General features: G+C 64.2%; 22 protein-coding genes, 1 pseudogene and 1 riboswitch. Of the genes and pseudogenes, 5 read left to right on the top strand and 18 right to left on the bottom strand.

What is annotated here, in order from left to right; genetic code table 11:
* Positions 1-8: 8 nt before the first annotated feature.
* Positions 9-1010 carry a thiamine ABC transporter substrate binding subunit gene (gene thiB / locus ABLE85_RS08980; RefSeq protein ID WP_348792367.1) on the bottom strand — a complete coding sequence of 334 codons (1002 nt, stop codon included), beginning with the start codon at positions 1008-1010 and terminating at the stop codon, positions 9-11.
* A 45-nt stretch (positions 1011-1055) separates the two neighbouring features.
* Positions 1056-1180, bottom strand: a riboswitch (TPP riboswitch).
* A gap of 112 nt (positions 1181-1292) precedes the next feature.
* On the opposite strand from thiB, the gene ABLE85_RS08975 reads away from it, so the two are divergent.
* Both ABLE85_RS08975 and ABLE85_RS08970 read left to right on the top strand, forming a co-directional pair.
* A complete protein-coding gene (locus ABLE85_RS08975) occupies positions 1293-1937 on the top strand; it encodes a thiamine diphosphokinase (protein WP_348792366.1) in 645 nt (214 codons plus the stop codon).
* 7 nt (positions 1938-1944) lie between these two features.
* Positions 1945-3759 carry an ABC-F family ATP-binding cassette domain-containing protein gene (locus tag ABLE85_RS08970; RefSeq protein ID WP_348792365.1) on the top strand — a complete coding sequence of 605 codons (1815 nt, stop codon included), beginning with the start codon at positions 1945-1947 and terminating at the stop codon, positions 3757-3759.
* 86 nt (positions 3760-3845) lie between these two features.
* Here ABLE85_RS08970 and ABLE85_RS08965 read toward each other — a convergent pair whose 3' ends face one another.
* The 6 genes and pseudogenes from ABLE85_RS08965 to ABLE85_RS08940 all read right to left on the bottom strand — a co-directional run bounded on the left by ABLE85_RS08965 (position 3846) and on the right by ABLE85_RS08940 (position 10554).
* Positions 3846-5501: a hypothetical protein gene (locus ABLE85_RS08965; RefSeq protein ID WP_348792364.1), complete on the bottom strand. Its 1656-nt coding sequence runs from the start codon at positions 5499-5501 to the stop codon at positions 3846-3848.
* A gap of 63 nt (positions 5502-5564) precedes the next feature.
* Entirely contained in the window at positions 5565-6863 is a 1299-nt protein-coding gene (locus tag ABLE85_RS08960) for an adenylosuccinate synthase (protein WP_348792363.1), read from the bottom strand.
* Between the two features lie 198 nt (positions 6864-7061).
* Positions 7062-7255: pseudogene (locus ABLE85_RS08955) on the bottom strand (type II toxin-antitoxin system HicA family toxin).
* 62 nt (positions 7256-7317) lie between these two features.
* Positions 7318-7545 (bottom strand): DUF1902 domain-containing protein, encoded by a 228-nt coding sequence (locus tag ABLE85_RS08950; RefSeq protein ID WP_348792362.1) that lies wholly within the window; start codon positions 7543-7545, stop codon positions 7318-7320.
* Between the two features lie 155 nt (positions 7546-7700).
* Positions 7701-9302 carry a phosphoglycerate dehydrogenase gene (serA, locus tag ABLE85_RS08945; RefSeq protein ID WP_348792361.1) on the bottom strand — a complete coding sequence of 534 codons (1602 nt, stop codon included), beginning with the start codon at positions 9300-9302 and terminating at the stop codon, positions 7701-7703.
* A 76-nt stretch (positions 9303-9378) separates the two neighbouring features.
* Positions 9379-10554 (bottom strand): phosphoserine transaminase, encoded by a 1176-nt coding sequence (locus ABLE85_RS08940; RefSeq protein ID WP_348792360.1) that lies wholly within the window; start codon positions 10552-10554, stop codon positions 9379-9381.
* A gap of 299 nt (positions 10555-10853) precedes the next feature.
* Here ABLE85_RS08940 and ABLE85_RS08935 point away from each other — a divergent pair, with 299 nt between their 5' ends.
* Entirely contained in the window at positions 10854-11030 is a 177-nt protein-coding gene (locus ABLE85_RS08935; protein ID WP_348792359.1) for a hypothetical protein, read from the top strand.
* Positions 11031-11481: 451 nt separating this feature from the next.
* Here the strand turns inward: ABLE85_RS08935 and ABLE85_RS08930 are convergent, their stop codons facing one another.
* Positions 11482-12252 carry a ribonuclease H gene (locus ABLE85_RS08930; protein ID WP_348792358.1) on the bottom strand — a complete coding sequence of 257 codons (771 nt, stop codon included), beginning with the start codon at positions 12250-12252 and terminating at the stop codon, positions 11482-11484.
* A gap of 70 nt (positions 12253-12322) precedes the next feature.
* On the opposite strand from ABLE85_RS08930, the gene ABLE85_RS08925 reads away from it, so the two are divergent.
* Together ABLE85_RS08925 and ABLE85_RS08920 are read left to right on the top strand one after the other, a co-directional pair.
* Positions 12323-12565, top strand: a complete 243-nt coding sequence (locus ABLE85_RS08925) for a DUF982 domain-containing protein (RefSeq protein WP_348792357.1) — start codon at positions 12323-12325, stop codon at positions 12563-12565.
* A gap of 108 nt (positions 12566-12673) precedes the next feature.
* Positions 12674-12865, top strand: coding sequence for a DUF1059 domain-containing protein (locus tag ABLE85_RS08920; protein ID WP_348792356.1), 192 nt, complete (start codon positions 12674-12676; stop codon positions 12863-12865).
* A gap of 32 nt (positions 12866-12897) precedes the next feature.
* Here ABLE85_RS08920 and ABLE85_RS08915 read toward each other — a convergent pair whose 3' ends face one another.
* From ABLE85_RS08915 to ABLE85_RS08870, 10 genes are all read right to left on the bottom strand, one after another.
* Positions 12898-13092: a hypothetical protein gene (locus tag ABLE85_RS08915; protein ID WP_348792355.1), complete on the bottom strand. Its 195-nt coding sequence runs from the start codon at positions 13090-13092 to the stop codon at positions 12898-12900.
* A gap of 146 nt (positions 13093-13238) precedes the next feature.
* Positions 13239-14012 (bottom strand): outer membrane protein, encoded by a 774-nt coding sequence (locus ABLE85_RS08910; protein WP_348792354.1) that lies wholly within the window; start codon positions 14010-14012, stop codon positions 13239-13241.
* Between the two features lie 175 nt (positions 14013-14187).
* Positions 14188-14964 (bottom strand): outer membrane protein, encoded by a 777-nt coding sequence (locus ABLE85_RS08905; protein ID WP_348792353.1) that lies wholly within the window; start codon positions 14962-14964, stop codon positions 14188-14190.
* A 141-nt stretch (positions 14965-15105) separates the two neighbouring features.
* The gene (gene ugpC / locus ABLE85_RS08900; protein ID WP_348792352.1) at positions 15106-16173 is read right to left on the bottom strand and encodes a sn-glycerol-3-phosphate ABC transporter ATP-binding protein UgpC; all 1068 of its coding nucleotides are present in this window, start codon (positions 16171-16173) and stop codon (positions 15106-15108) included.
* Positions 16174-16181: 8 nt separating this feature from the next.
* Positions 16182-17015: a carbohydrate ABC transporter permease gene (locus ABLE85_RS08895; RefSeq protein ID WP_348792351.1), complete on the bottom strand. Its 834-nt coding sequence runs from the start codon at positions 17013-17015 to the stop codon at positions 16182-16184.
* A 4-nt stretch (positions 17016-17019) separates the two neighbouring features.
* Positions 17020-17955, bottom strand: a complete 936-nt coding sequence (locus ABLE85_RS08890) for a sugar ABC transporter permease (RefSeq protein ID WP_348792350.1) — start codon at positions 17953-17955, stop codon at positions 17020-17022.
* A 147-nt stretch (positions 17956-18102) separates the two neighbouring features.
* A complete protein-coding gene (locus tag ABLE85_RS08885; protein ID WP_348792349.1) occupies positions 18103-19368 on the bottom strand; it encodes a sugar ABC transporter substrate-binding protein in 1266 nt (421 codons plus the stop codon).
* A gap of 35 nt (positions 19369-19403) precedes the next feature.
* Positions 19404-20573, bottom strand: coding sequence for a PLP-dependent transferase (locus tag ABLE85_RS08880; protein ID WP_348792348.1), 1170 nt, complete (start codon positions 20571-20573; stop codon positions 19404-19406).
* Positions 20570-21280 (bottom strand): FadR/GntR family transcriptional regulator, encoded by a 711-nt coding sequence (locus tag ABLE85_RS08875; protein WP_348792501.1) that lies wholly within the window; start codon positions 21278-21280, stop codon positions 20570-20572. The genes ABLE85_RS08880 and ABLE85_RS08875 overlap by 4 nt, the downstream gene beginning before the upstream one ends.
* A 110-nt stretch (positions 21281-21390) precedes the next feature.
* Positions 21391-22770: an FGGY-family carbohydrate kinase gene (locus ABLE85_RS08870; protein ID WP_348792347.1), complete on the bottom strand. Its 1380-nt coding sequence runs from the start codon at positions 22768-22770 to the stop codon at positions 21391-21393.
* Positions 22771-22773: the final 3 nt, after the last annotated feature.

Below are 22773 nucleotides of genomic sequence, written 5' to 3'. Positions count from 1 at the left end.
GCTGTCGCTCACTCGCTCATCACGCCGAGCCACTCGTCCACCCAGGCCTTGCGGTTGGCAGCCACGTCCTCGGAGCTGATGATGAGTGTCTTGGTCGGCTTGACGAGCCTGTCGAAGGCGGGGTCGAGCGGATTGTCGGTCTTGCCGGCCGGGAACATCCAGTTGGTCTCGGGGATCGCGTCCTGGAAGCCCGGGCCGGTCATGAATTCCATGAACTTTTTCGCCAGCGGGTTCTTCTCGCCGGTGGTGGTGATGCCGGCGACCTCGACCTGCAGATAGTGGCCTTCCTCGAAGCTTGCGGCCTGGTACTTGTCGGTCTTCTCGGCAACCATGTGATAGGCCGGCGAGGTGGTGTAGGACAGCACCATCGGCGCCTCGCCCTTGGTGAACAGGCCGTAGGACTCGCTCCAGCCCGGCGTCACCGTCAGCACGCGCTTCTTCAGCTTGGCCCAGGCTTCCGGCGCCTGGTCGCCATAGACCGCCTTGACCCAGAGCAGCAGGCCGAGCCCCGGCGTCGAGGTGCGCGGGTCCTGGATGGCGATCTTCTCGGCCGGGTCGCCGTCGACCAGCTCCTTCAGGCTCTTCGGCGGGTTCTTCAGCGTCTCGGTGTTGTAGATGACGGCGAAATAGCCGTAGTCGAAGGGCACGAAGGTGTCGTCGTTCCAGCCGCCCGGCACCTGCACATTGGCGAGGTCGATGCCCGAGGGCGCGAACAGGCCGGTGGCCTTGGCTTCGGCCGTCAGGTTGGTGTCGAGACCGAGCACGATATCTGCCTGGGTCGAGCTTCCCTCGAGCTTGACGCGGTTGAGCAGGGCCACGCCGTCGGCGACCGAGACGAAGTCGACTTCGCAACCGCATTCGGCTTCAAAAGCCTTCTTCACCTGCGGGCCGGGACCCCATTCGGAGGTGAAACTTTCATAGGTGTAGACGGTCAGCTTGTCGGCGGCGAACGCCGGCAGGGCGGCCGCAACGGCCAGGGTCGAAACAGCTGAGAATAATAACGAGCGCATCGGCGCCTCCTTCATCCAAAAGTTGAAAGGGAATTGAAGCGCCGGGCGTCCGATGCATCTAATCCCTCCGCCGGTACAAACCGGATCAGGTTCAGCGGGTTGGCCAGGTTTCCCCCTTGCCTCTCAGCCGAATCGCGAAAAAATTGCGTTCGGCACCCCGTTAGAGCGTCACGAGACATAGGCCGAAGCTCATGGCTACGCAAGCCACATGTCTCGCACATCCCTAAAGACGCGAAACCCGGCCTTCCGTTCCAAGGGGCGCGCGTGATAGAGCGGGCCACCATGAGCCGATTTCTCATCCTGCTTGGCGGCGAGCTCGTCCGCACGCCGCGCCTCGACGCCCAGGTTGCGGGCTGCCGCGTGATCGCCGCGGATTCCGGCATTCGCCATGCAGCGACGCTGGGCGTGACGCCGGAGCTTTGGGTCGGCGATTTCGACTCCACGCCGCAGGAGCTCTCCGAGCGCTATGCCGCCGTCGAGCGCCAAAGCTTCTCTTCGGACAAGGACAAGACCGACGGCGAACTGGCGATTTCGGCGGCGCTCGAGCGCGGCGCGACCTCGCTGGTGCTGGCCGGTGCCTTCGGCGGCCCGCGCGCCGACCACGCCTTCCTGCATCTGGCGCTGGCGCTCAAGCTGGCCGAGGCCGGCACGCCGACATTTCTGACAAGCGGCGCGCAGGAAGGACAGCCGCTGCTGCCTGGCACCGCCAGCTTCGACTATGCCGACGGCACGCTGTTTTCTGTGCTGGGCTTTTCGGAACTGTCGGGCCTGACCGAAGAGGGCGCCAAATGGCCGCTCGACCACGTCGAGGTGGCCTTCGGCTCGTCGCTCACGCTCTCCAACGAGGTGAGGGGAGGCTTGCGCATCTCGCTCGAACGCGGCCGCGCGCTCCTCATCGCCCATCCCAATCCCCTTCCGGAACATTGAACTCGACATGGCGCCTCCGCTTCTCAATCTCGACGGCATCAAACTGACCTTTGGCGGCACGCCGCTGCTCGACGGCGCAGTCCTCTCGGCCTCTGCCGGCGACCGCATTGCGCTGGTCGGCCGCAACGGCTCCGGCAAGTCGACGCTGCTGAAGATCGCCGGCGGCATGGTCGAGGCGCAGGACGGCGAGGTGTTCCGCCAGCCATCGGCCACCATCCGCTATCTGCCGCAGATGCCGGACATGGACGGCTTCGCCACTGTGCGCGCCTATGTCGAGGCTGGCCTCGGACCGGCAGACGATCCCTACCGCGCCACCTATCTGCTCGAACATCTCGGCCTGACCGGCGACGAGCGCCCCGACGACCTCTCCGGCGGCGAGGCGCGCCGCGCGGCACTTGCTCGCGTCATGGCGCCCGAGCCTGACATTTTGCTGCTTGATGAGCCGACCAACCATCTCGACCTGAAGACCATCGAATGGCTGGAGGACGAACTCGTCCGTTCTTCCTCGGCGCTGATCGTGATCTCGCACGACCGTCGTTTCCTGGAGCGCGTGTCCAAGGCCACCGTCTGGCTCGATCGTGGCCAGACGAAGCGGCTGGAGAAGGGCTTCGCGCATTTCGAGGAATGGCGCGACACGATCCTGGAGGAGGAAGAACGCGAGCAGCACAAGCTCGGCCGCCAGATCGTGCGTGAGGAGCACTGGCTGCGCTATGGCGTCACCGCGCGCCGCAAGCGCAACATGCGCCGGCTGGGCGAACTGCAGACCATGCGCCAGCGCTTCCGTGGCCATAAGGGCGCGGAAGGCGTGGCCACCATGGTGGCGAGCGACGCGGCCGAATCCGGCAAGCTCGTGATCGAGGCAAAGAATATCTCGAAGAGCTTCGGCGACCTCACCGTGGTCAGGGATTTTTCCACGCGCATCCAGCGCGGCGACCGCATCGGCCTTGTGGGGCCGAACGGCGCCGGCAAGACGACGCTGCTGAAGATGCTGACCGGCGAGCTTGCGCCCGACACGGGCACGGTTCGGCTCGGCACCAATCTGGAAATCGCTACGCTCGACCAGAAGCGCGAGTCGGTCGACCCGCAGGAGACACTGGCGCATTACCTGACCGACGGCCGCGGCGAAAACCTCGTCATCAATGGCGAGCAGCGCCATGTCGTCTCCTACATGAAGGACTTTTTGTTCAAGCCCGAGCAGGCGCGCACGCCGGTGCGCGAGCTTTCCGGCGGCGAGCGGGCGCGGCTCTTGCTCGCGCGCGTGCTGGCGCGGCCGGCGAACCTTCTGGTCCTCGACGAGCCGACCAACGACCTCGACATGGAGACGCTGGAATTGCTGCAGGAACTGGTCGCAGGCTTCCCCGGCACCGTCATCCTCGTCAGCCACGACCGCGACTTCCTCGACCGCACCGTCACCAGCGTAATCGCGCCGGAAGGCGACGGGCGCTGGCTGGAATATGCCGGCGGCTATTCCGACATGCTGGCCCAGCGCGGCGGCACGCGGCTGAACGACCGCCGTGACGCCCGCAAGCAGTCGGCCGAGGCGCCGCGCGCGGATGCCGCTCCGTCGGCACCGAAGGGACCTGCGAAGAAGCTGTCGTTCAAGCAGAAGTTCGCGCTGGAGAACCTGCCCTCGAAGATGGCGGCCGTGTCGGCCTCCATCGCCGAGCTGGAAAACCACATCGCCGATCCGGCTTTCTACGAGCGCGACCCGAGGGGCTTCCAGAAAACCATCGCCGCCCTCGACAAGGAGCGCGCCTCGCTTGCCGCGATGGAAGACGAATGGCTGGAACTCGAAATGCTGCGCGAGGAACTGGAGGGGTAACTTCAGCGAAAAGGGCAGGCGCCGTCTGATCGATCTGGATAGAAAAACGGCCCCGTGCGGGGCCGTTTTTTTCGGCTGCTGGGATATCAGCCGTTCCTGTTGCCGGAGGCGGCCTGCCAGGCCTTGATCGCCTCGTCGAACACCTTCTGGCCGGGAATGCCCTTTTCCATAGTGAACAGGGCGCGGCGGCCGGATTTGTAGATGATCGGCACGTCGATCCAGCTCTGGCTGCGCAGCAGCGTCATGTTGGCTTCCAACTCCGGCTTGCCGTCTGTGAGCGCGATAAGGAAGAAGCCGTCGGCGATCTTTGCCGGAATGCCGATCAGCGGGCTGCCGGGTTCCTGCTCGGAGCCTTTCATCGACACGCGCAGCACGTTCTCGATGCCGCCGCCCTCAAAGCCTTCCGGCGTCAGGAAGATCACCTCGATGATGTGGCTGGCCGGCAGGGTCTGGTCGGCATTGCGGCGGATCGTCATGCGCAGTTGCAGATCCTTGCCGGGGATGGTCGCCTCGGCGCGGATTGCAGGTTCCGGCGGCAGGTCGCCGCCCGGCGATTCCTGCACGATCGACCAGACGATGCTGCCGGGCTCGGCCGAGCCTTGGGCAACGCTGGTGCGCTCCTCGTAGAAGATCGCGCGCTGGCCGACTGCAACGCCGGGCTGCGCGGCGGGAACTCCGCTTGATGCGGGAGCCGTCGTGCCGGCTGTTGCGTCCGCGGGCTGGGCCGGATTGGCGGGCGCGGCGTCCTGCGGCGGCTGGGTGGCCGCAGCCACGGAGGTACCTTCCCCGATCGCCGCCGTGCCGCCGGCCGAGCCGGCGTCGACTTCGCTGCCATCGGCATTCAGCCGCTGGGTGAACTTTTGCTCCGTTCCGGTGTCGCTGGCCGCCTGCTTGGGTTGCGCCGCTTCAGGCGCGACCTGCGTTCCGGCCGCTTGTGCGGGTTCCGCCGGCGCGGGTTCAGCCGGCTTCGGCGCTGGCGCTGCCGCCTCCTGCTGGCTGGGCTCCGTTCCCGTCTGCTTGCCGTGCCAGATGGCGTAGCCGCCGCCCGCCACGACGGCCAGCCCGACGACCGCGGCAGAGGCGATGGCGATGAGCCGGCGCTTGTCGCTCCCGCCCTCTGCCTCGACTGCCATTACGTCATCATCATCGTCATCGTCATCGGCGGCAGGAGGATAGAAACCGCCCTTGGCCGATGCGGCTGCATCCCCGGACGAACTGGGAGGCGTAGTCGATGGCGTGGTTTTGGGCCGCGCGTCCATGGCGGGTGCCGGAGCGGCCTTGGTCGCCTCCGCCCTGGCTGCGATTCCGGGCTTTGGCGCGGCATCGGCCGTGGGCCTGGATTCGACAGGCGCAGCCTCCCTGCGCGCGGGCTCGGGCCGCGCAGGCTCTTGCCTGGCAGGGGGCTCCATCCGGGCCGGTTGCGGGCGCACGGGTTCAATCGGCTTGGGCGGCGCGCTCTTCTGACGCTCTATCGAGGCGAAGACGCTTTCCAGCTCCTGCAGTGGGTCGCTGCTGACCTTCGGGCTGGCGTGGTCCGCATATTCTTTCTCAAGCGTCGCGATGGCGTCTTCCAGCGCGCGCTTCTGGCGGTCGACCACAGCCTGCGGCGGCGGCGGATTGACCGCTGCCAGCTTCGCATTGATGGTTGCGCGAGCCTTGTCGTAGACTTTTTGCCTGAGAGCGGGCGTCGGATCGGTCAGCCCGTCCAGCGTCTTCCTCAGAACCGCAACGAAATCTGCCATGCTTTTGTTGACCTATAGGTTTCGGTTCCGGCCGGAACCTGTCCGGCCGGGAGTGGGCAAAAACTAGTCTTGAAAGGGATCGGTCACAAGTATGGTGTCGTCCCGCTCGGGGCTGGTCGACAGCAGCGCCACCGGCGCCCCGATCAGTTCCTCGATGTGGCGCACATACTTGACCGCCTGGGCCGGAAGGTCGTTCCAGCTGCGGGCGCCCTGGGTGGTGCCCTTCCAGCCTTCCAGCGTCTCGTAGACCGGCTCGACGCGCGCCTGCGCGCCCTGGCTGGCCGGCAGGTAGTCGATCAGCTCGCCGTCGAGCATGTAGCCGGTGCAGACCTTGATCTCATCGAGGCCGTCGAGCACGTCGAGCTTGGTGAGCGCGATGCCCTTGATGCCGTTGACGGCGACGGCCTGGCGCACCAGCACGGCGTCGAACCAGCCGCAGCGGCGCTTGCGCCCGGTCACCACGCCGAACTCATGGCCCTTGGTGCCGAGGAATTCGCCGATCTCGTTCTTCTGCTCGGTCGGGAACGGACCCTCGCCGACGCGGGTGGTGTAGGCCTTGGTGATGCCCAGCACATAGTCGATGGCGCTGGGTCCCATGCCCGAACCGGGTGCTGCCTGGCCGGCCACGGTGTTGGAGGAGGTCACGAAGGGATAGGTGCCGTGGTCGATGTCGAGCAGCGTACCCTGCGCACCTTCGAACAGGATGCGCTCGCCGGCGCGGCGGCGGTCGTCGAGGATCTTCCAGACCCGGTCCATATAGGGCAGGATCTTGTCCGCAACCGAGGTCAGCTCCTGCATGATCGTCTCGTGTGCCACTTCGGGGTGGCCGAGGCCGCGCCGCAGCGCGTTGTGGTGCGTCAGCAGCCGGTCGACCTTCGAGGGCAATGTGCTCAAGTCGGCCAAATCCATCACCCGAATGGCGCGGCGCCCGACCTTGTCCTCATAGGCCGGGCCAATGCCCCGGCGGGTGGTTCCGATCTTGGTCCCGGAGCTGGAGGCCGCGTCCTCGCGGAACCCGTCGAGCTCCCGGTGGAGCGACAGGATAAGCGAGGTGTTTTCGGCGATTTTCAGGCTCTCGGGCGTCACCTCGACGCCCTGCTCGCGCAGCTTCTCGGCTTCGGCGACGAAGGCGTGCGGGTCGAAGACCACGCCATTGCCGATCACGGAGAGCTTGCCTTTGCGCACGATGCCGGAGGGAAGAAGCGACAGTTTGTAGACCTTGCTGTCGATCACCAGCGTGTGGCCGGCATTGTGCCCGCCCTGGAAGCGCACCACCACATCGGCGCGTTCCGACAGCCAGTCGACGATCTTGCCCTTGCCTTCGTCGCCCCACTGCGAGCCGACGACAACCACATTGGCCATGACTTCTTCCCTTCCATGCCGCGCGTGCGGCCCAAACGTATAGAACGACAGGCCTCTATAATGGCAAGAAAGCCGGAACGCGACCATTCTTTGGGGTGGCACCTACAACAATTTCGTCGCGCTGCAACCTTTGTCTGTCCTGAACAGGCCATGCATCGCAACGCGGCTCCGGGCACAGCGTATCGAAGATGGCGCCGATCAGAACGCCTTCGGCAGGCCTGCATCCTTGAGAATGGCATTTGCCAGATGTCGAGATTTCAGGAACGTAACGATCGTAACACGCTGGCCCGTTCCGGGGTGATGCCAAATCTCGTGATCGCCCTGCCTTGGCGAAGCAGTTCCCAACCAGCTTCGACCAGCAGCTTTTTCAGAGGCTTCGCAAAATTCTGCATCGATTGCGCGACCGGTCCAAGTTGCCGGCTCGCAAGCTACGATGTGCATTTGATACCGGCAACTATTCTGCCGCTATGGGGCCGTTTGCGGTCGAAATTCCGTGTACGACCAACTCCACCTCGACTTCGGATGGATCTTTCAAATCCAGCAGGCCCGGCAGAACTGCCAGGATACGTTGCCGCAACCCGTCAAGGGTTTCGCTTTCTGTTGCCAATCCCGTCTTGTCTCTCGAAACGGCATACCAGACTGAAGCTTCTGCGTCCCAGCGTACGTCGACGATCAGTTTCATGCTCTGCCTCCGAAGCTGCGTGAGCTTAGCAGGAAACGCGGCCCAACGGATACGCTAACTTGTGTAGGGCACTGGCACGTCAAGAAGCGCCCTTTGAGCAAGAAAAAAGGCGCCGATTGCCCGGCGCCTTTCGCATTAGCCGAAGTCGGTTCGCCTCAGTTGCTGTTGACGTCGAAATGCAGCGGCCTGGCCGAGTCGATCGACTTGTGCGCGCGCACCTTGGCCAGCACTTCTTCCGGGAAGGGCGCGTCGAGATAGAGCAGCGCGATGGCGTTGCCGCCCGGCCGGTCGCGGCCGAGGGAGAAGTTGGCGATGTTGACCCCATTCTCGCCGCAGACCGTGCCGAGCAGGCCGATGATGCCCGGCGCGTCGGCATTGGTGGTGTAGAGCATGTGCTGGCCCACCTCGGCGTCGAGATTGATGCCCTTGATCTGGATGAAGCGCGGCTTGTGGTCGGAGAAGCAAGTGCCGGCAATGGAGCGGGTCAGCTTCTCGGTCTTCACCGTCAGCTTGATGTAGCCGTCGAACACACCCGACTTGTCGCGCTTGACCTCGGCGACGATGATGCCGCGCTCCTTCACCATGATCGGCGCCGACACCATGTTGACGTCGGCCACCTGCGGGCGGATCAGGCCGGCAAGGGCGGCGCTGATCAGCGCCTTGGTGTTCATTCCGGCGGTCGAGCCGTCAAACAGGATCTCGACCTCCTTGATGGGGTCTTCCGTGACCTGGCCGACGAAGGCGCCGAGCACTTCCGCAAGCTTGACGAACGGCTTCAGCCGCGGCGCTTCCTCGGCCGTGATCGACGGCATGTTGATGGCGTTGGAGACCGCGCCCTTGATGAGGTAGTCCGACATCTGCTCGGCGATCTGCAGCGCCACATTCTCTTGCGCCTCGGTGGTCGAGGCGCCGAGATGCGGCGTGGTGACCACGTTCTCCATGCCGAACAGCGGGCTGTCCGTGGCCGGTTCGACCTCGAACACGTCGATGCCGGCGCCCGCCACCTTGCCGCTCTTCAACGCGGCAATCAGGTCGGCCTCCACGACCAGGCCGCCGCGCGCGCAGTTGATGATGCGCACGCCGTTTTTCATCTTGGCGATGGCGTCGGCGTTGATGATGTGCCGCGTCTTGTCGGTGAGCGGCGTGTGCAGCGTGATGAAGTCGGCGCGGGCGAACAGGTCGTCCAGTTCGACCTTTTCGACGCCGAGTTCAGAGGCGCGGTCCTCCGACAGGAAGGGGTCGAAGGCGATGACGTGCATTTTCAGGCCCACGCCGCGCGCGGCCACGATGGAGCCGATGTTGCCGCAACCGATCACGCCCAGCGTCTTGCCCGTGATCTCGACACCCATGAAGCGGTTCTTCTCCCACTTGCCGGCCTGGGTGGAGGCGTTGGCTTCGGGGATCTGGCGGGCCAGCGCGAACATCAGCGCAATCGCATGCTCGGCGGTCGTGATCGAATTGCCGAAGGGCGTGTTCATCACGATGATACCGCGACGGCTGGCGGCCGGAATGTCGACATTGTCGACGCCGATGCCGGCGCGGCCGACGACCTTGAGATTGGTCGCTGCGGCGATCAGCTTCTCGGTGACCTTGGTGGCCGAGCGGATGGCGAGGCCGTCATACTGGCCGATGACTTCGGCGAGCTTTTCCTTGTCCTTGCCGAGGTCCGGCAGATAGTCGACCTCGACGCCGCGATCCTTGAAGATCTGCACGGCGGTAGGGGAGAGTTTGTCGGATACGAGTACGCGAGGTGCCATAAAGGCCTCCATCAGGTGAAATTCAAATCGGTGAAAATTGGCGACCGTCCCAACCCGGTCGCCACATGCCTTGAACTTAGGCCGCGTTTGCGAGCGCGGCCTTCTGGTTCTTGAACGCCCAGTCGAGCCAGTGCGTCAGCTCCTCGAGGTCGGACGCCTCGACGGTTGCACCGGCCCATATGCGCAGGCCCGAAGGCGCGTCGCGATAGGCGCCGATGTCATAGGCCACGCCCTCCTTGTCGAGGGCGGAGACGATGCCCTTGGCAAAGGTAGCCTGTGCCTCGGCGTCGAGCGCGGTCACTTGGCCGTCGACGATGGTGAGGCAGACCGAGGTGTTCGAGCGCGTGGCCGGGTCGGTCGCCAGATTGGCGAGCCAGGGCGACTTTTCGACAAAGGCGTCGAGCACCGCGAAGTTGCGGTCGGCGCGGGCAACCAGGGCGTCGAGGCCGCCGATCGACTTCGCCCAATTAAGCGCGTCGAGATAGTCTTCCACCGCCAGCATGGAGGGCGTGTTGATGGTCTCGCCCTTGAAGATGCCTTCAATCAGCTTGCCGCCCTTGGTCAGGCGGAAGATTTTCGGCAGCGGCCAAGCCGGCTTGTAGGTCTCGAGCCGCTCCACGGCGCGGGGAGACAGGATGAGCATGCCATGCGCGCCTTCGCCGCCCAGAACCTTCTGCCAGGAGAAGGTCACCACGTCGAGCTTGGCGAAGTCCAGCCTCTGCGCGAAGGCGGCCGAGGTCGCGTCGCAGATCGTCAGGCCCTGGCGGTCGGCCGGAATGAAATCGGCGTTCGGCACGCGCACGCCGGAAGTCGTGCCGTTCCAGGTGAACACCACGTCGCGGTCGAAATCGACCTTGGAGAAGTCGACGAGCTCGCCATAGGGGGCTTCGAAGGTGCGGACATCCGGCAGCTTGAGTTGCTTGACGACGTCGGTCACCCAGCCGGCGCCAAAACTTTCCCAGGCGACCATGTCGACGCCGCGTGCGCCGAGCAGCGACCAAAGCGCCATTTCGACTGCGCCGGTGTCGGACGCAGGCACGATGCCGATGCGATAGCCGGCCGGCACCTGCAGAACCTCACGCGTGAGGTCGATGGCCTGCTGGAGCTTGGTCTTGCCGATCTTGGCGCGGTGGGAGCGGCCGAGGGCTGCGTCTGCGAGAGCTTGGAGGGACCAGCCGGGGCGCTTTGTGCAGGGGCCGGATGAAAAATTGGGATTCGCCGGACGTATGTCCGGTTTCGGCAGTGTGGTCATGTTGATCCTATCCTTCCAGATAGCACGCCCCTCGTTGGGGAGGGGTGGCCCACGGGCGGAGATATGGCAAAGAGCTCACGGCCGCAAGAGGAAATCGGATTTGCGACAATCTGCCGTGCGAAAGCGACACCTGTGCACCCCGAGGAGGCAGCCAAGTATCGCGCTCATCGCATGCCATGCTGGTCACCGCGGAGGCGGAAGCCGTGGCGGGACACGGCAAGCGATGATCTGCGCCGGTGCCTGTGGACAGGATGAGCCCTTGTGAACTATAGGCTGCAGCCGGACCATGGGGACATTCAATGCGCGAAAAGCTCGTCGCTCTATCAAAACGACTGAAAGACGAGCAGCGGCAGCTTCTCATTTCGGCGGCACAATCCGGCGCGGTGCCGAGCAACAGCACCATGCAGCGTGTGGCCCTGCTGGAACAAAACATCGCCGCAATCGAAAACACGCTGGCGGACGAAGCGTCCGCCTGACCCTGCGGCCGCCCGCACGCCCGGCTTCGTCAGCCACGTCTGATAGACCTGCGCAACTGTGAGGTGGGGCCCGCTTCCATCATTTGGGGGCGGTTTCCATTCCGGCCCGTTGGGCCGGCATGGGCAGACGTTGCGGTCTTGAGTTCCGTCCCGGGCTGCCGCATCATCTGCAGCTCGCCGAGGCGACACCCCTGTCCCCAAACCCCGGCGAGCCTTAGACCTGACATGAGACATGAACAGGACCGGCAAGCGCCGGCACACTATTCAATGCAAGTGCCGTGCCGACAGGATTCGTTCCAAAATGAGACAGGTCCGACGCGCAACTCTGGCGATTGAAAGCCATGAGTAGCGCGGGGTAGCCGCGGTTGCGGCTGATGCCAGGACCGTCAACCGCCGGCGAGACGCGCTGTTTCAGATCGGAACGCTGTTCAAAAACGAACCAACTGGCGCGTCAGGCGCGCTTGCGCGCCGCCAACACGCCTTGCCGGCCGATCTCGGCCATTTCGTCGGCGCGTTCATTGCCGGTCGTGCCGGCGTGGCCCTTCACCCATTCGAGGGTGATCGGCACCAGTGCGAGGGCTTCGTCCAGCGCCTGCCAGAGCTCGACATTGGCCAGCGGAGCGCTCGGCCCGCGCTTCCAACCTTTCTTCTTCCAGCCATGCCGCCACTCGTTGCAGCCCTTCACGACATACTGGCTGTCGCAGAGCAGGCGGACCGGCTCGTCGACGCCGAGGCCGGCGAACCAGCGCAGAGCGTTCAGCGCCGCCGTCAGTTCCATCGTGTTGTTGGTCGCCTCCCTCTCGCCGCCATAGCCGGCATGGATTTCGACGCCGTCGCGATAGACCACAAAGGCCCAGCCGCCGGGGCCGGGGTTCGGCTCGCAACCGCCGTCGGCGAAGATCACGAGGCCGGTCAGATCGAGCGAAGCGCCGGCGGAACGCGTTCCCGACGAAGATGCGTTCCGACCCTTCTTCGATCGGGGCGAGGCATCCCCATCAGGGATGGAGCCGGTCGCCTGCGCCTGCTCGGGCAAGACCTCCTGGATCTGCTGGAGCAGGGCGAGGCATGACGCGCCCTTCGCGGGGAATCTGAACCGCGTCCCGGCGAGTTGCTGTGCAAAGAACGCGGCCTGTCGCTCGGACTTGATTTCGGCAGCTTCGACGCCGTTCTTCGTGAGCCAGGTCGACAACGGCTGGAGGCCGTCCGGGAACTTGTAGGTCATGGTCGGAACTCCTGGGCGGAACAGATCGAATCGCGCCGCGTTGACTGGTATTCCATAGCGAGGTCGCGTGATGAGCGACAAGCGCTTCATCAAGCCTGTCACCATCAGGCTAGGCACGAACCGGAGCGTCACCTCGGCGCGCGAGGCGGTGGATGTTTTGATGAGCGTCCATTGGCCTGGAGAGCGCGGGCCGAAGCACCATGAAGCACGGGACACCTGCCTGAAGGCGCTGGACGGCTATCGATCGGCCGCGGAAGCGCGACACGCCTTCATCGAGGCCGCCAAGGAGGCGGGGATTCTGATCGACCAGTGAAGGAGGGCGTTGGAGCTACCGTGGGCCTATCTTGTGATTTGTCGCCAATCGGCCGTGGGCGTATTTTTCCGGAAGACGACTTGGCGCCAATTGGAGGGAGGTGAGGAGATGCGCAAATACATCGACTGCCGCGAATTCCCGAGCGAAACCAAGTGCACGGTCGCGATTGTCGCTGACTCGGAAGAGGAGCTAGTCAACGCTGCCGTTCAGCACGCAGTGTCCGTACATGGCGAGCACGACACGCCGGCATTCCGGGCCGAGATAAAGAAGGCCATACACGAAGGGTCACCGTCGAAGTAACGCACGCGCCCGCTCGCCTGCGCGGGCGGGTTTTATTGGCGGTGCTCCTTGGGTCGGCCGGGAATTACGGTGTCGGTCACCGAAACGGGATCGCTGCCAGGAAAAGTGTCTTCGAGCCCCTCCTGAAGTTGTTCCTCCAGCGTCGCGTGGTCTTCCGCACGGCCTTCGGTGCGACGTTTTCTGGCGTCGGTTGTTTTGGTGGGCGTGGCCGCTTGCGTTGTCTGCATTAGACGTTCTCCGCGGGTTTGTCTGACACCAACGCGTCAATCGCGGACGGGTTGCCTTGTGCCCGCACGGTGCCGCGGTGCCCATGCCCAAAACACAAACGGCGGGCCCGAAGCCCGCCGCGATGCTGTCTGGATTTTGGATCGGCCTACCAGAGATCGTAGCGCAGGCCGAGTTTTAGCTGATGGTAGTGGACGCCTTTTGAGATGGTATAGGAACCCGGTTCGTACATCTCGACACGCTCTGCGTTTGGTGCTGAAAGGTACTGGTATCCCAAGTCGACGGATGTATTGGGCGTCAGCTGATAGGCAAGGCCGGCGCCGAGCGAATAGGCGAAGGTCGTCTGCCTCTTGCTGTCCCGATAGTCGACATCGACGAAGGCCGAGTCACGGAAGTCTTCAGCGTAGGAATAGCTTCGCCTGGAATAGAACACGCCGACGCCTGCGCCGACATAGGGGGTCAGCCCGACAAAGGTGCCGAGATCGGCATAGCCATTGACCATGCCGCTCCAGGCCCAGTTCTTCGCGCTTTCGGACACGCCGGATACGACCGTCGAGAGGTCGGCAGGGTCAACGGTCAGATAGCTGAGCTCGGCGCTATTCTTTGAGAGGAAGCTGACGTTCAACTCGCCGCGCAGAAAATCGTTGAAATGATAGCCCATGCCAACGCCGCCGTTGAAGGCGCTGTTGTTCTCCTCAAAAGAGAATATGGGGCTCGGGCCGATCTCATTATTCTTGAACGGCCTGTTGAAATTGTATCCGACATCACCGCGCAGATACCAGCTGGAGGCGACCTCGACCGGAACATATTCCGGTGCGTTCTCGACGACGATCGGCGGTTCGTAGTCGGCAGCCATGGCCGATGCGGGATGCCACAGGACTGCTGCGGCAAGCGACAGGATGATACGCGATTGCAGGCTCATGGTTGCAGACCCCCGAATTGGCGCTTGAAGAAGGGAGGCTTCGAGTCGCCGTCGGGATGTATTGTTAACCATACTGGTTAAGTGCCGGTTAAGGCTAACGAAAGGTGTCCGTCTATTGCGAGCGCATGAAAAAAGGCCCCGTCGGGGGCCTTTTGGGAGAGCTTTGGCTCCAAGGTCAGTTGAAGGCGTAGCGGATGCCCAGCTTCAGATCGTGCGAGGTCAGCTTGTGGAACTTCATGCCGTCGTTGGCCACGTCGTAGTCCGGATCGTCGTTCCGTAGCGGCCCCGTCTGCGCATGGCCGAGATTCACGTAGCTGTAGCCCAGGTCGACCGTCATGCGGTCGGTGGCCTGGATGCCGAGGCCTGCGTGCAGCGCCCAGGCGAAATTCCACTTCGACTCCGTCTCCGCCCACGCGCCGCCGTTGTTGACGACGTTTACGTCACGGAACTGCGAGATCGTGTTGCGCGAAGTGCCGATGCCGGCGCCCACATAGGGAACGATGGGGCCGAACTGGCCGAGGTCGACATAGCCATTGGCCAGGAACAGCCACTCGGATTTCCGGGCCCTGTAGTCGTTGGTATAGGGGTCGGAGTTCGTAAACTGAACCCAGTCAAGCGCGTTGAAGTCGGCGCTGCCGCGATATTCCGCCGTCAGATCACCGCGAATCCAGTCGTTGAACTGATAGCCGATACCGCCGCCGAACAACGGCGAGGAGCCGAAGCCGCCCTTGTCGTGCCAGCCGCGCGCTTCGATGTCCGGATCGTTGAAGAGGTCGGTGCGCAACTCGCCGAGCCGCTGGTTGGTCATCCCGAGATAGCCGCGGATGTACCATCCGCCGATCACCGGCGCTACCTCGACCACCGGCGGTTCGATCAAATCTGCCGCGACGGCGGGAGCCGCCGCGCCGGCCGCCATCAATGCGGCGAGAACTGGCTTGAGAAAATTCCCCATTTTCGTCACCCCTGCGAACCCTCGCGCCGGGGGCGGAGGTCGGTTGAATTCGCATGGATAATGGGGTGTAAAGGTTAAGTCGCCCTTAACTATGCCTGTCAACCATGTTGGGTGCTGCGGCAGGCAGTATCGAAGATCGGGCTACTCCGTCCGCTGCCCGGATTGATCGAACAGGTGGAGATGCCTGGCGGGGAAATCGACCCGTACCCTGGGGCCGGCGGTCAGCGCATCGCGATCGAGCGTGAAGGCCTTGAACGGCAGCCCGTGCAGGGACAGATGCAGGATGATGCCGAAGCCGGTCGGCTCGACGAGATCGACGGTGGCTTCCATGCCGCCGGTTGCAGGCAGCATCACATGCTCGGGCCTGATGCCGACGGTCAGTCGAGTGCCGTCTTCGAGCGGGGCTGTCCCGTCGAGGGCCATGACCGTATCGCCGACCAGCTGAACGCCCGCATTGCCACCATCGCGCCGATAGGTGCCTTCGAGGAAATTCATGGCCGGCGAGCCGATGAAGCCGGCCACGAACAGGTTGGCAGGCTTGTCATAGAGCTCCAGCGGCGTGCCCACCTGCTGCACCACCCCGCCATGCATGGCGACGATGCGGTCGGCCAGCGTCATCGCCTCGATCTGGTCATGCGTTACATAGATCGAGGTCGCCTTGAGATCGCCATGCAGCTTCTTGATCTCGGCGCGCATCTGCTCGCGCAGGCGCGCGTCGAGGTTCGACAGCGGCTCGTCGAACAAAAAGGCCTTGGGCTGGCGCACGATGGCGCGGCCCATGGCGACGCGCTGCCGCTGCCCACCCGACAGCGCCTTGGGTCGGCGCTCCAGCAGCGGATCGAGCCCGAGCTTGGACGCCGCACCGTTCACCGCTGAAGCAATCTTGTCTTTCGCCTGTTTGCGCAGGCGCAGGCTGTAGCTCATGTTGTTGGCGACGTTCATGTGCGGATAGAGCGCATAGGACTGGAACACCATGGCGATGTCGCGGTCCTTGGGGGCAAGCTCGTTGACCCGCTTGCCGGCGATGGAAATCTCGCCCGCGGTCACTTCCTCCAGTCCCGCGATCATGCGCAGCAGAGTGGACTTGCCGCAGCCGGACGGCCCGACGAGCACGATGAACTCGCCATCACCGATCGTCAGATCGATGCCGTGCAGCACCGGAAAGCTCCCGTAGCTCTTGCGGATGTTGCGGATGTCGATGGATGCCATGGGATCACCTAACCCTTGACCGCGCCGGCCGTCAGACCCTGCACGAGGTAACGCTGAATGAGGAGGAAGAAGAGGCAGGCCGGGATGAGCGCCAGCACACCTGCCGCCATCATCTGCCCGAAATCGACCGCGAACTTGGACACGAAGGTCAGGAGCCCGACTGGGAAGGTCGCCGCGTCGTTGCCCGAGATCAGCATCAGCGCGAACAACAGCTCGCTCCACGCGGCGGTGAAGACAAAGCCGAGCGTAGCAGCAATGCCGGGCAGCGTCAGCGGCAGGATGATGTGGCGGAAGGCCTTGAACTGGGTCGCGCCGTCGATCATCGCCGCCTCTTCGAGATCCTTCGGGATGCCGTCGAAGAAGGACTGCATCAGGAAGGTGGCAAACGGCATGTTGAAGGCGGTGTAGACGATCACCAGACCGGTCAGGCTGTTGGTTAGCCCCAGCGGCGACAGCATCTTGAAGATCGGCGCCACCAGCATGACCAGCGGGAACATCTGGGTGACGAGCATCAGCGCGACGATCCAGTATTTCCCGCGGAAGGTGAAGCGCGACAGGGCATAGCCCGAGAGCGAGGCGAGGATCGTCACCACCACCGCCGTGGAGCCGGACACGATCAGGCTGTTGCGGAAGAAGACCGGGAAGGCGCTGTGCGTCAGCACGAATTCGAAGTGCTCGAAGGTCGTGCGCGACGGCCAGAGCCGCACCCCTTCCGTATAGAGCAGGTCGTTGGGCGTGATCGAGACCTTCAGCAGCCAGAACAGCGGGAACAGCGCGAAGACGATGTAGGCGAGGATCGCAAGCCTATGCGCGCCGGTGAGAAGAAGCTTTTTGGTCCGCATGGTCTCAGCCCCTGTTCAGCAGCGTCTGGCGCAGAAGCACGATCAGCATGGAATAGGCGAGCAGCAGCACGAGCAGCACCAGCGCAATCGCCGAGGCATAGCCGAAGTCCAGCCGCTTGAAAGCCTGGGTGAAGATGTAGCTGGCGACGATCTGCGTGCGGTCGGCCGGGCCGCCATTGGTCATCACGACGATGAGATCGGCGAAGTTGGAGATCCACACCGTACGCAGAAGCACCGTGATGGCGATGGTGGGCGCGAGGAACGGCAGCGTGATCGACATGAAACGCTGTACGGGGCCAGCGCCGTCGATTGCCGCCGCCTCGTAGAGGTCGCGCGGGATCGCCTGCAGCGCCGCCAGAAGCGTGATAGCGAAGAAGGGGATACCCCACCAGACATTGGCGACGATAGGCCCCCACATCGCAAGCTGCGGGTCCGACAGGATGTTGTTGGGTTCGCTGAGGATGTCCAGCGCGTAAAGCCAATGCGGCAGCGGCCCGATGACCGGATTGAACAGCCAGGCCCAGTTGAGGCCGGCAAGGAAGGTCGGTACCGCCCAGGGGAGGAAGACCAGCGCCTGCGCCAGACCGCGTCCATAAAACGGCTTGTCGAGCAGCAGCGCCAGGATCAGTCCGAAGATGAACTGCAGGAAGACCGACCCGCCCGTCCACCACAGCGTGTTCTTCAGCGCCCGATAAAAGGACTGGTCGTGCGACAGCTCGCGGAAGTGGTCCAGCCCGACGTAGCCGCCCGAAAACGGATTGAGAATCTGGATGTCACGAAAGGCATAGGAGATGCCGAGCACCAGCGGCACCAGCATGACCGCAACGATGAGGATCAGCGCAGGCGCGCTGTAGAGATACGGCTCGGATGCGTGCGCAATCCGCTGCAACAGCGGGCGCCTGTCCGGCCGGGTGTCATAGGTGACTGCAGATGCGTTCATCACGAAACGGTCCCGAGCGCGGCCTGCGGGTAGATCGCAAGCCGGCGTGACATGCTGCGGGAGACGGGGCCGGGGCAGAACTCTGCCGCCGGCCCTCGTCCCGCGCTTCCGGAGGCGGAGAAGCCCCGCCTCCCGCAAAAGACCTCGTTAGTTCTTGTTCTTGGCGAGGAACTTCTGCTGTGCCTTGGTGAGATAGTCGGCCCACTGGTTGGCCAGTTCCTCAGGCGTGATGTCGCCCAGGAGCGCTTCCTGCGAGGTCTTGATCACCAGGGAGTCCTTGAAGAAGGCGAATTCCTCGAGGTAGGTCGGCATCACGGTCGGCACCGTGTTCGGGTCCGCCAGTTCCTGGAACCAGCCCTTGAACTGATCGCCCGCGTAGAAGGGGTCCTTCTCGGCCGCCGTATAGGCCGGCAGCGCGCCGATGCGCTGGTTCCACTCGATGTTGCCCTCCGGGCCTTCGAGCGTGGCGATCAGCTTCCAGGCCAGGTCCTTGTCCTTGCTCGCGGTGAACATCGACCAGCCGCCAAAGCCGATCGTCGGGAAGGACTTGCCGTCCGGTCCCTTCGGCAGCGGCATGACGCCGAAGTCGTCCTTGTTCATGCGCTCGGCAATGGCGATCAGCGCATCCGGGTCCTGGTCGAGGAAGGCGCAGGTGCCGCTATAGAAGCCGGCCACCACCTCGTTGAAGCCCCAGTTCACGGCGTCCTTGGGCGCATAGCCCTTCTTGTAGAGATCGACCATCCACTCGATGCCCTTCGACCAGCCGGGGCTGTTCATGGTGGAGGTGCCGTCTTCGTTGAAATACTTGTTGGAGCCGGCCATCGAGGCGGCGAAGATCATCCAGCCATTGAGGCCGCCGGGGCCGCCGCGCATGCAGTAGCCATACTTGCCGGAAAGCTTGGAGACCTTCTCGGAAGCGGCCGTGAATTCCTCCAGCGTCTTCGGCGGCTCGGCGACGCCAGCCTCCTGAAGGAGCTTCTTGTTGTAGAACATGGCCCGCAGGTAGAAGCCGTAGGGCAGCATGTAGGCGGTGTTGTTGACGTCACGGCCCAGTTCGAGCGCGCGCGGCGTCAGGCCTGCCGTGTGTTCCCACTTGGCGAGATACGGCTCCAGGCTTTCGAGCATGCCGTTATTGGCATAGAGCGACAGCCAGGTGTCGGGCATCTCCATGACGTCCGGGATTTCACCGGCCGAGACCATGGTGGCGAATTTCTGGAAGGCTTCGCCCCAGGGCAGCGAGATGATATCCACCTTGGTGCCCGGATTGGCGGCCTCGAACTTCCCGACGATGGATTTCAACGTCTCGGTGCGCTCGGGGCTGGTGATCACCTCCACGAGCTTCAGCGTGGTGTCGGCAAGCGCCGTGCCGGCCATCATCGCCGTGAAGATGGCGGCGGTAACAAGTCTCCTCATTTTGTTCCCCTTTGGTTGGTTTTTTCTAATTGAGATCAGGACTGAGAGGCGGCGATCGCCGCCTCCAGATCGTTCCACAAGGCCTCGGTTCCCTCGAGGCCGACATGGAGACGTACGGACCGCGCATCGATGCCGAAGGCATGCGCGGAATTCGGTTGGGCCTTCTGCTGCAACACCACTTCGGCCGGCACGATCAGGCTTTCGTGACCGCCCCAGCTTACGCCCAGCTTGAAGAGTTTCAGGTGGTCGGTGAAGCGGCGCACGTCGACGCCGTCGCGGAAGACGAAGGAGAACAGGCCGGACGTGCCGTTGAGCCCGGCCGGCAGGCGGTTGGCCAGCGCCGGATGGCAGACCTTCTCCACCACGTCGAGGTCCTGCAGCCGCTTGGCGATGGCCAGCGCCGAGGCCTCGTGCGCCTTCATGCGGATCGGCAGCGTGCGCATGCCGCGTACCAAGAGCCAGGCGTCGAAGGGCGACAGCTTGCCGCCGAGATAGGGATAGGCCTCGGCACGGATGCGGCCGATAAGCTCCTTCGAGCCCGCGACCACGCCGGCCACGACATCCGAATGGCCGCCAAGATATTTTGAGGCCGAGTGCAGCACCAAATCGACGCCGAGCGAGAGCGGCTGCTGGAAGACAGGGCTCGCCCAGCTGTTGTCGATGACGCTGACCACGCCATGGCGCTTTGCCAGCGCTGCAAGCGCGCCGACGTCATGCGCCTCCATCACCCAGCTCGTTGGGCTTTCCATGTAGAAGAGCTTTGCGCCCGGCAGCGCCTTGGCGACCTGCTCCTCGTCGCGGCCGTCGACATAGGTGACCTCGACGCGCATGCGCTTGAGCAGCGTGCCGAACAGCCGGTAGGCGTCGGGGTAAACATGGCGAACCGCGACAATGCGGTCGCCCGGCTCGACGAAAGACAGCACGGTGGACGAAATCGCCGACATGCCGCTGGCAAAACCCAGTGCATCCTCCCCGCCCTCGAGCTTGGCCAGCATTTCCTCGAAGGCGCGGACGGTCGGGTTCAGGCCGCGCGTATAGATCGGCCGCACCTTCTCGCCGCGATAGGAGGCGACCATCTCGTCATAGCTGGCAAAGGTGAAGAGGGAAGTCTGCACGATGGGCGGAACGACCGCGTCGAAGGCGTTGCCGTCGTCGTGGGCGACGATAAGGGAAGCGAGGTCGAACGGCTCGGCGCCATTGTTCATTTGGACATTTCCTTGATGTCTTCCTCGACCACGTCGAGAATTTTCAGCGTCTCGCGCCGCGCCGCCTCGGCGTCCTGCGCGACGATGGCGTTGAACAGTGTGCGATGGAACGGGAAGGACCGCCGCGCGAAATCCTTGCGGTCGAACGGCCAGTTCCAGAATCGCTCGAACGTCTCGCGCATCTGTTCCAACAACTGTCCGAACAGCGGATTGTGGGTGGCGTCGTAGATCGCAAGATGAAAGGCCAGATCCTCCGGCCCGGAGGTGCCGTTGGCCAGATGCACCCGCTCCATCTCGTTGAGCTTGGCTTCGATGTTGGCGATGTCCTCGGCGGTGCGCTTGCGCGCCGCGACCATGCCGGCCTCGGCCTCGATGCCGCGCCGCACCTCCAGCGTCTGCAGCAGCGCATCGCGCAGATCCGCGGTGTCGAGCGAGAGCGGCATATGGATGGTGGCGGTGGAGACGGGCTTCAGCAGATAGGTGCCGCTGCCCTTGCGGGTCTCGATCACGCCGAGGGCCTGAAAATGCCGGATCGCCTCGCGGATGGTGGAACGGCCGACGGCCAGCGCCGACATCAGCTCGCGCTCGGCAGGCAGGCGATCGCCCGCCTTGAGACTGGCCTGGTCGATATAGGCGGCGAGGGCTTCTGTGACCTGTCGAGCGCGATCGACCGGCGGAAGCGGCAAAATCTGCGGCCTGTCGATCATTCCCGCCATGAAGCCTCCCAACTTCATGCCGACCGAAATTGGTCTGACATCTTAGCGTTATGAGTGAAGGTGCACCCTGTCAAGCGGGCGCGGCGCTGACGTGATCTGCGTCACGCTTCACCGATCCGCGAGCGCCACGCTGCAGCGTAGGAGGCGAGCAGATCGGCATTCGGCGATGGGTCGATCAGGCGAAGTTCCTCGCTTGGTGCCCGGCTGGCGCATGTCAGCAGGGCCGCGCCGATGCTGGTTCCCGTCGCATTGGCCTGGCCGGCCAGCACCGGCCGCCCGGTCGCCGCCGTTAGCATGTCCAGATAGGGCCGATTGCCGGCAAAGCTGCCTTCAACGATGGTTTCGCCGGAAGCGCCGATCAGATCGAGGCAGGTGGCGGTCATCGTCGCCAGGTAGAAGGAGGCGGCGGCGAAGCGCTCGCCCTCGCTCAATCTGCGCGATGCCACCCATTCGGCTGCCCGCTTCGGAAAAGGCCCGGAGCTGGTCTGGACCGAAGGCAGCACCATGAGCTTTTCGGACAGTACGTCGCGAATTTCGGTGGCGGAAGCTTCGGGGGCGGTTCCGGCAAGCACGGCAAACTCACGCCCGCCCATGAAACGCGCCGAGGCGATAGGACTGCCGAGCGCGTCGACATTGACCAGCGTGTCGCGCCGGGGATCGAGCCCTGCGGCCGCTCTGCCGCCTGCTGCCATGGCGACCACCCACGTGCCGGTGGAGACGACCGCGAAAGGCGGCTTGCGCGACAACAGATGCGGCAGCAGCGAGGCGTTGGAATCGTGGATGCCGCAATGGACGGGCGTGTCCGCCGCCAGCCCGGTCTGCGCGGCGACCTTCGGATGCAGCGGCCCGAGGCAGTCGCCGGCCTGCCTGATCGGCGGCATCAGCCGGCGCCAGCCCACTCGCTCGACCATGGAGGACCAATCGCGCCGCGCCGGGTCCCAGAGGTCGGTGTGGCAGCCCAGCGAGGTGACTTCGCTCGCCTGCACGCCGGTCAGCCGCCAGGCCCAGTACTGCGGGTAGGGCAGGATTGCGCGCACGGCCGCGAAGTGGTCGGGAAACGCCCTCGACTGCCAGTGGATCTGCGCGCCGAGATTGAGGCCGCCCGGAAGCCTCGGGGTCCCGGTCTCGGAAAATGACGGCCGCAGCGTATCGTACTCATCGGCAAGTCCGTCCGGGCCGTCATGCTCATAGTCGAGGATCGGCAGAGCTAGCTTACCCTCCGCGTCCAGCAGCGCGGCTGTCGCGCCGTGGGTCGTCACCGAGATGGCGTCGATGTCGTGCCTGCGCCCGAGTTCGGCCAGGCCGTCGACGATGAAGCGCCACAGCCGCTCAGTGTCGTGGTGCGGGTAGGGGCCGTCATTTGAGACCGCGTTCGCCGTCTTCAGCACCTCGATCTCGGCCAGCGCATCGAGGTCGACCAGCGCCAGTTTGGCATTGGTCTTGCCGATGTCGATGACGGCAGTGAGGCGCGGTTCGGCCATCGC

This window comes from Mesorhizobium sp. KR1-2 (genome assembly GCF_040045035.1).
In the GTDB taxonomy this organism is placed as follows: Bacteria; Pseudomonadota; Alphaproteobacteria; order Rhizobiales; family Rhizobiaceae; genus Pseudaminobacter.
This window is presented reverse-complemented; position numbering and strand designations above follow the sequence as displayed.

What these genes read in the sequence shown, in the direction of transcription:
- thiB (WP_348792367.1), bottom strand. Translation starts at nt 1,010, where the DNA reads ATGCGCTCGTTATTATTCTCAGCTGTTTCGACCCTGGCCGTTGCGGCC.
- serA (WP_348792361.1), bottom strand. Translation starts at nt 9,302, where the DNA reads ATGGCACCTCGCGTACTCGTATCCGACAAACTCTCCCCTACCGCCGTG.
- ABLE85_RS08910 (WP_348792354.1), bottom strand. Translation starts at nt 14,012, where the DNA reads ATGAGCCTGCAATCGCGTATCATCCTGTCGCTTGCCGCAGCAGTCCTG.
- ABLE85_RS08920 (WP_348792356.1), top strand. Translation starts at nt 12,674, where the DNA reads ATGCGCAAATACATCGACTGCCGCGAATTCCCGAGCGAAACCAAGTGC.
- ABLE85_RS08975 (WP_348792366.1), top strand. Translation starts at nt 1,293, where the DNA reads ATGAGCCGATTTCTCATCCTGCTTGGCGGCGAGCTCGTCCGCACGCCG.
- ABLE85_RS08965 (WP_348792364.1), bottom strand. Translation starts at nt 5,501, where the DNA reads ATGGCAGATTTCGTTGCGGTTCTGAGGAAGACGCTGGACGGGCTGACC.
- ugpC (WP_348792352.1), bottom strand. Translation starts at nt 16,173, where the DNA reads ATGGCATCCATCGACATCCGCAACATCCGCAAGAGCTACGGGAGCTTT.
- ABLE85_RS08870 (WP_348792347.1), bottom strand. Translation starts at nt 22,770, where the DNA reads ATGGCCGAACCGCGCCTCACTGCCGTCATCGACATCGGCAAGACCAAT.
- ABLE85_RS08935 (WP_348792359.1), top strand. Translation starts at nt 10,854, where the DNA reads ATGCGCGAAAAGCTCGTCGCTCTATCAAAACGACTGAAAGACGAGCAG.
- ABLE85_RS08930 (WP_348792358.1), bottom strand. Translation starts at nt 12,252, where the DNA reads ATGACCTACAAGTTCCCGGACGGCCTCCAGCCGTTGTCGACCTGGCTC.
- ABLE85_RS08875 (WP_348792501.1), bottom strand. Translation starts at nt 21,280, where the DNA reads ATGATCGACAGGCCGCAGATTTTGCCGCTTCCGCCGGTCGATCGCGCT.
- ABLE85_RS08925 (WP_348792357.1), top strand. Translation starts at nt 12,323, where the DNA reads ATGAGCGACAAGCGCTTCATCAAGCCTGTCACCATCAGGCTAGGCACG.
- ABLE85_RS08880 (WP_348792348.1), bottom strand. Translation starts at nt 20,573, where the DNA reads ATGAACAATGGCGCCGAGCCGTTCGACCTCGCTTCCCTTATCGTCGCC.
- ABLE85_RS08915 (WP_348792355.1), bottom strand. Translation starts at nt 13,092, where the DNA reads ATGCAGACAACGCAAGCGGCCACGCCCACCAAAACAACCGACGCCAGA.
- ABLE85_RS08960 (WP_348792363.1), bottom strand. Translation starts at nt 6,863, where the DNA reads ATGGCCAATGTGGTTGTCGTCGGCTCGCAGTGGGGCGACGAAGGCAAG.
- ABLE85_RS08970 (WP_348792365.1), top strand. Translation starts at nt 1,945, where the DNA reads ATGGCGCCTCCGCTTCTCAATCTCGACGGCATCAAACTGACCTTTGGC.
- ABLE85_RS08895 (WP_348792351.1), bottom strand. Translation starts at nt 17,015, where the DNA reads ATGCGGACCAAAAAGCTTCTTCTCACCGGCGCGCATAGGCTTGCGATC.
- ABLE85_RS08885 (WP_348792349.1), bottom strand. Translation starts at nt 19,368, where the DNA reads ATGAGGAGACTTGTTACCGCCGCCATCTTCACGGCGATGATGGCCGGC.
- ABLE85_RS08950 (WP_348792362.1), bottom strand. Translation starts at nt 7,545, where the DNA reads ATGAAACTGATCGTCGACGTACGCTGGGACGCAGAAGCTTCAGTCTGG.
- ABLE85_RS08940 (WP_348792360.1), bottom strand. Translation starts at nt 10,554, where the DNA reads ATGACCACACTGCCGAAACCGGACATACGTCCGGCGAATCCCAATTTT.
- ABLE85_RS08905 (WP_348792353.1), bottom strand. Translation starts at nt 14,964, where the DNA reads ATGGGGAATTTTCTCAAGCCAGTTCTCGCCGCATTGATGGCGGCCGGC.
- ABLE85_RS08890 (WP_348792350.1), bottom strand. Translation starts at nt 17,955, where the DNA reads ATGAACGCATCTGCAGTCACCTATGACACCCGGCCGGACAGGCGCCCG.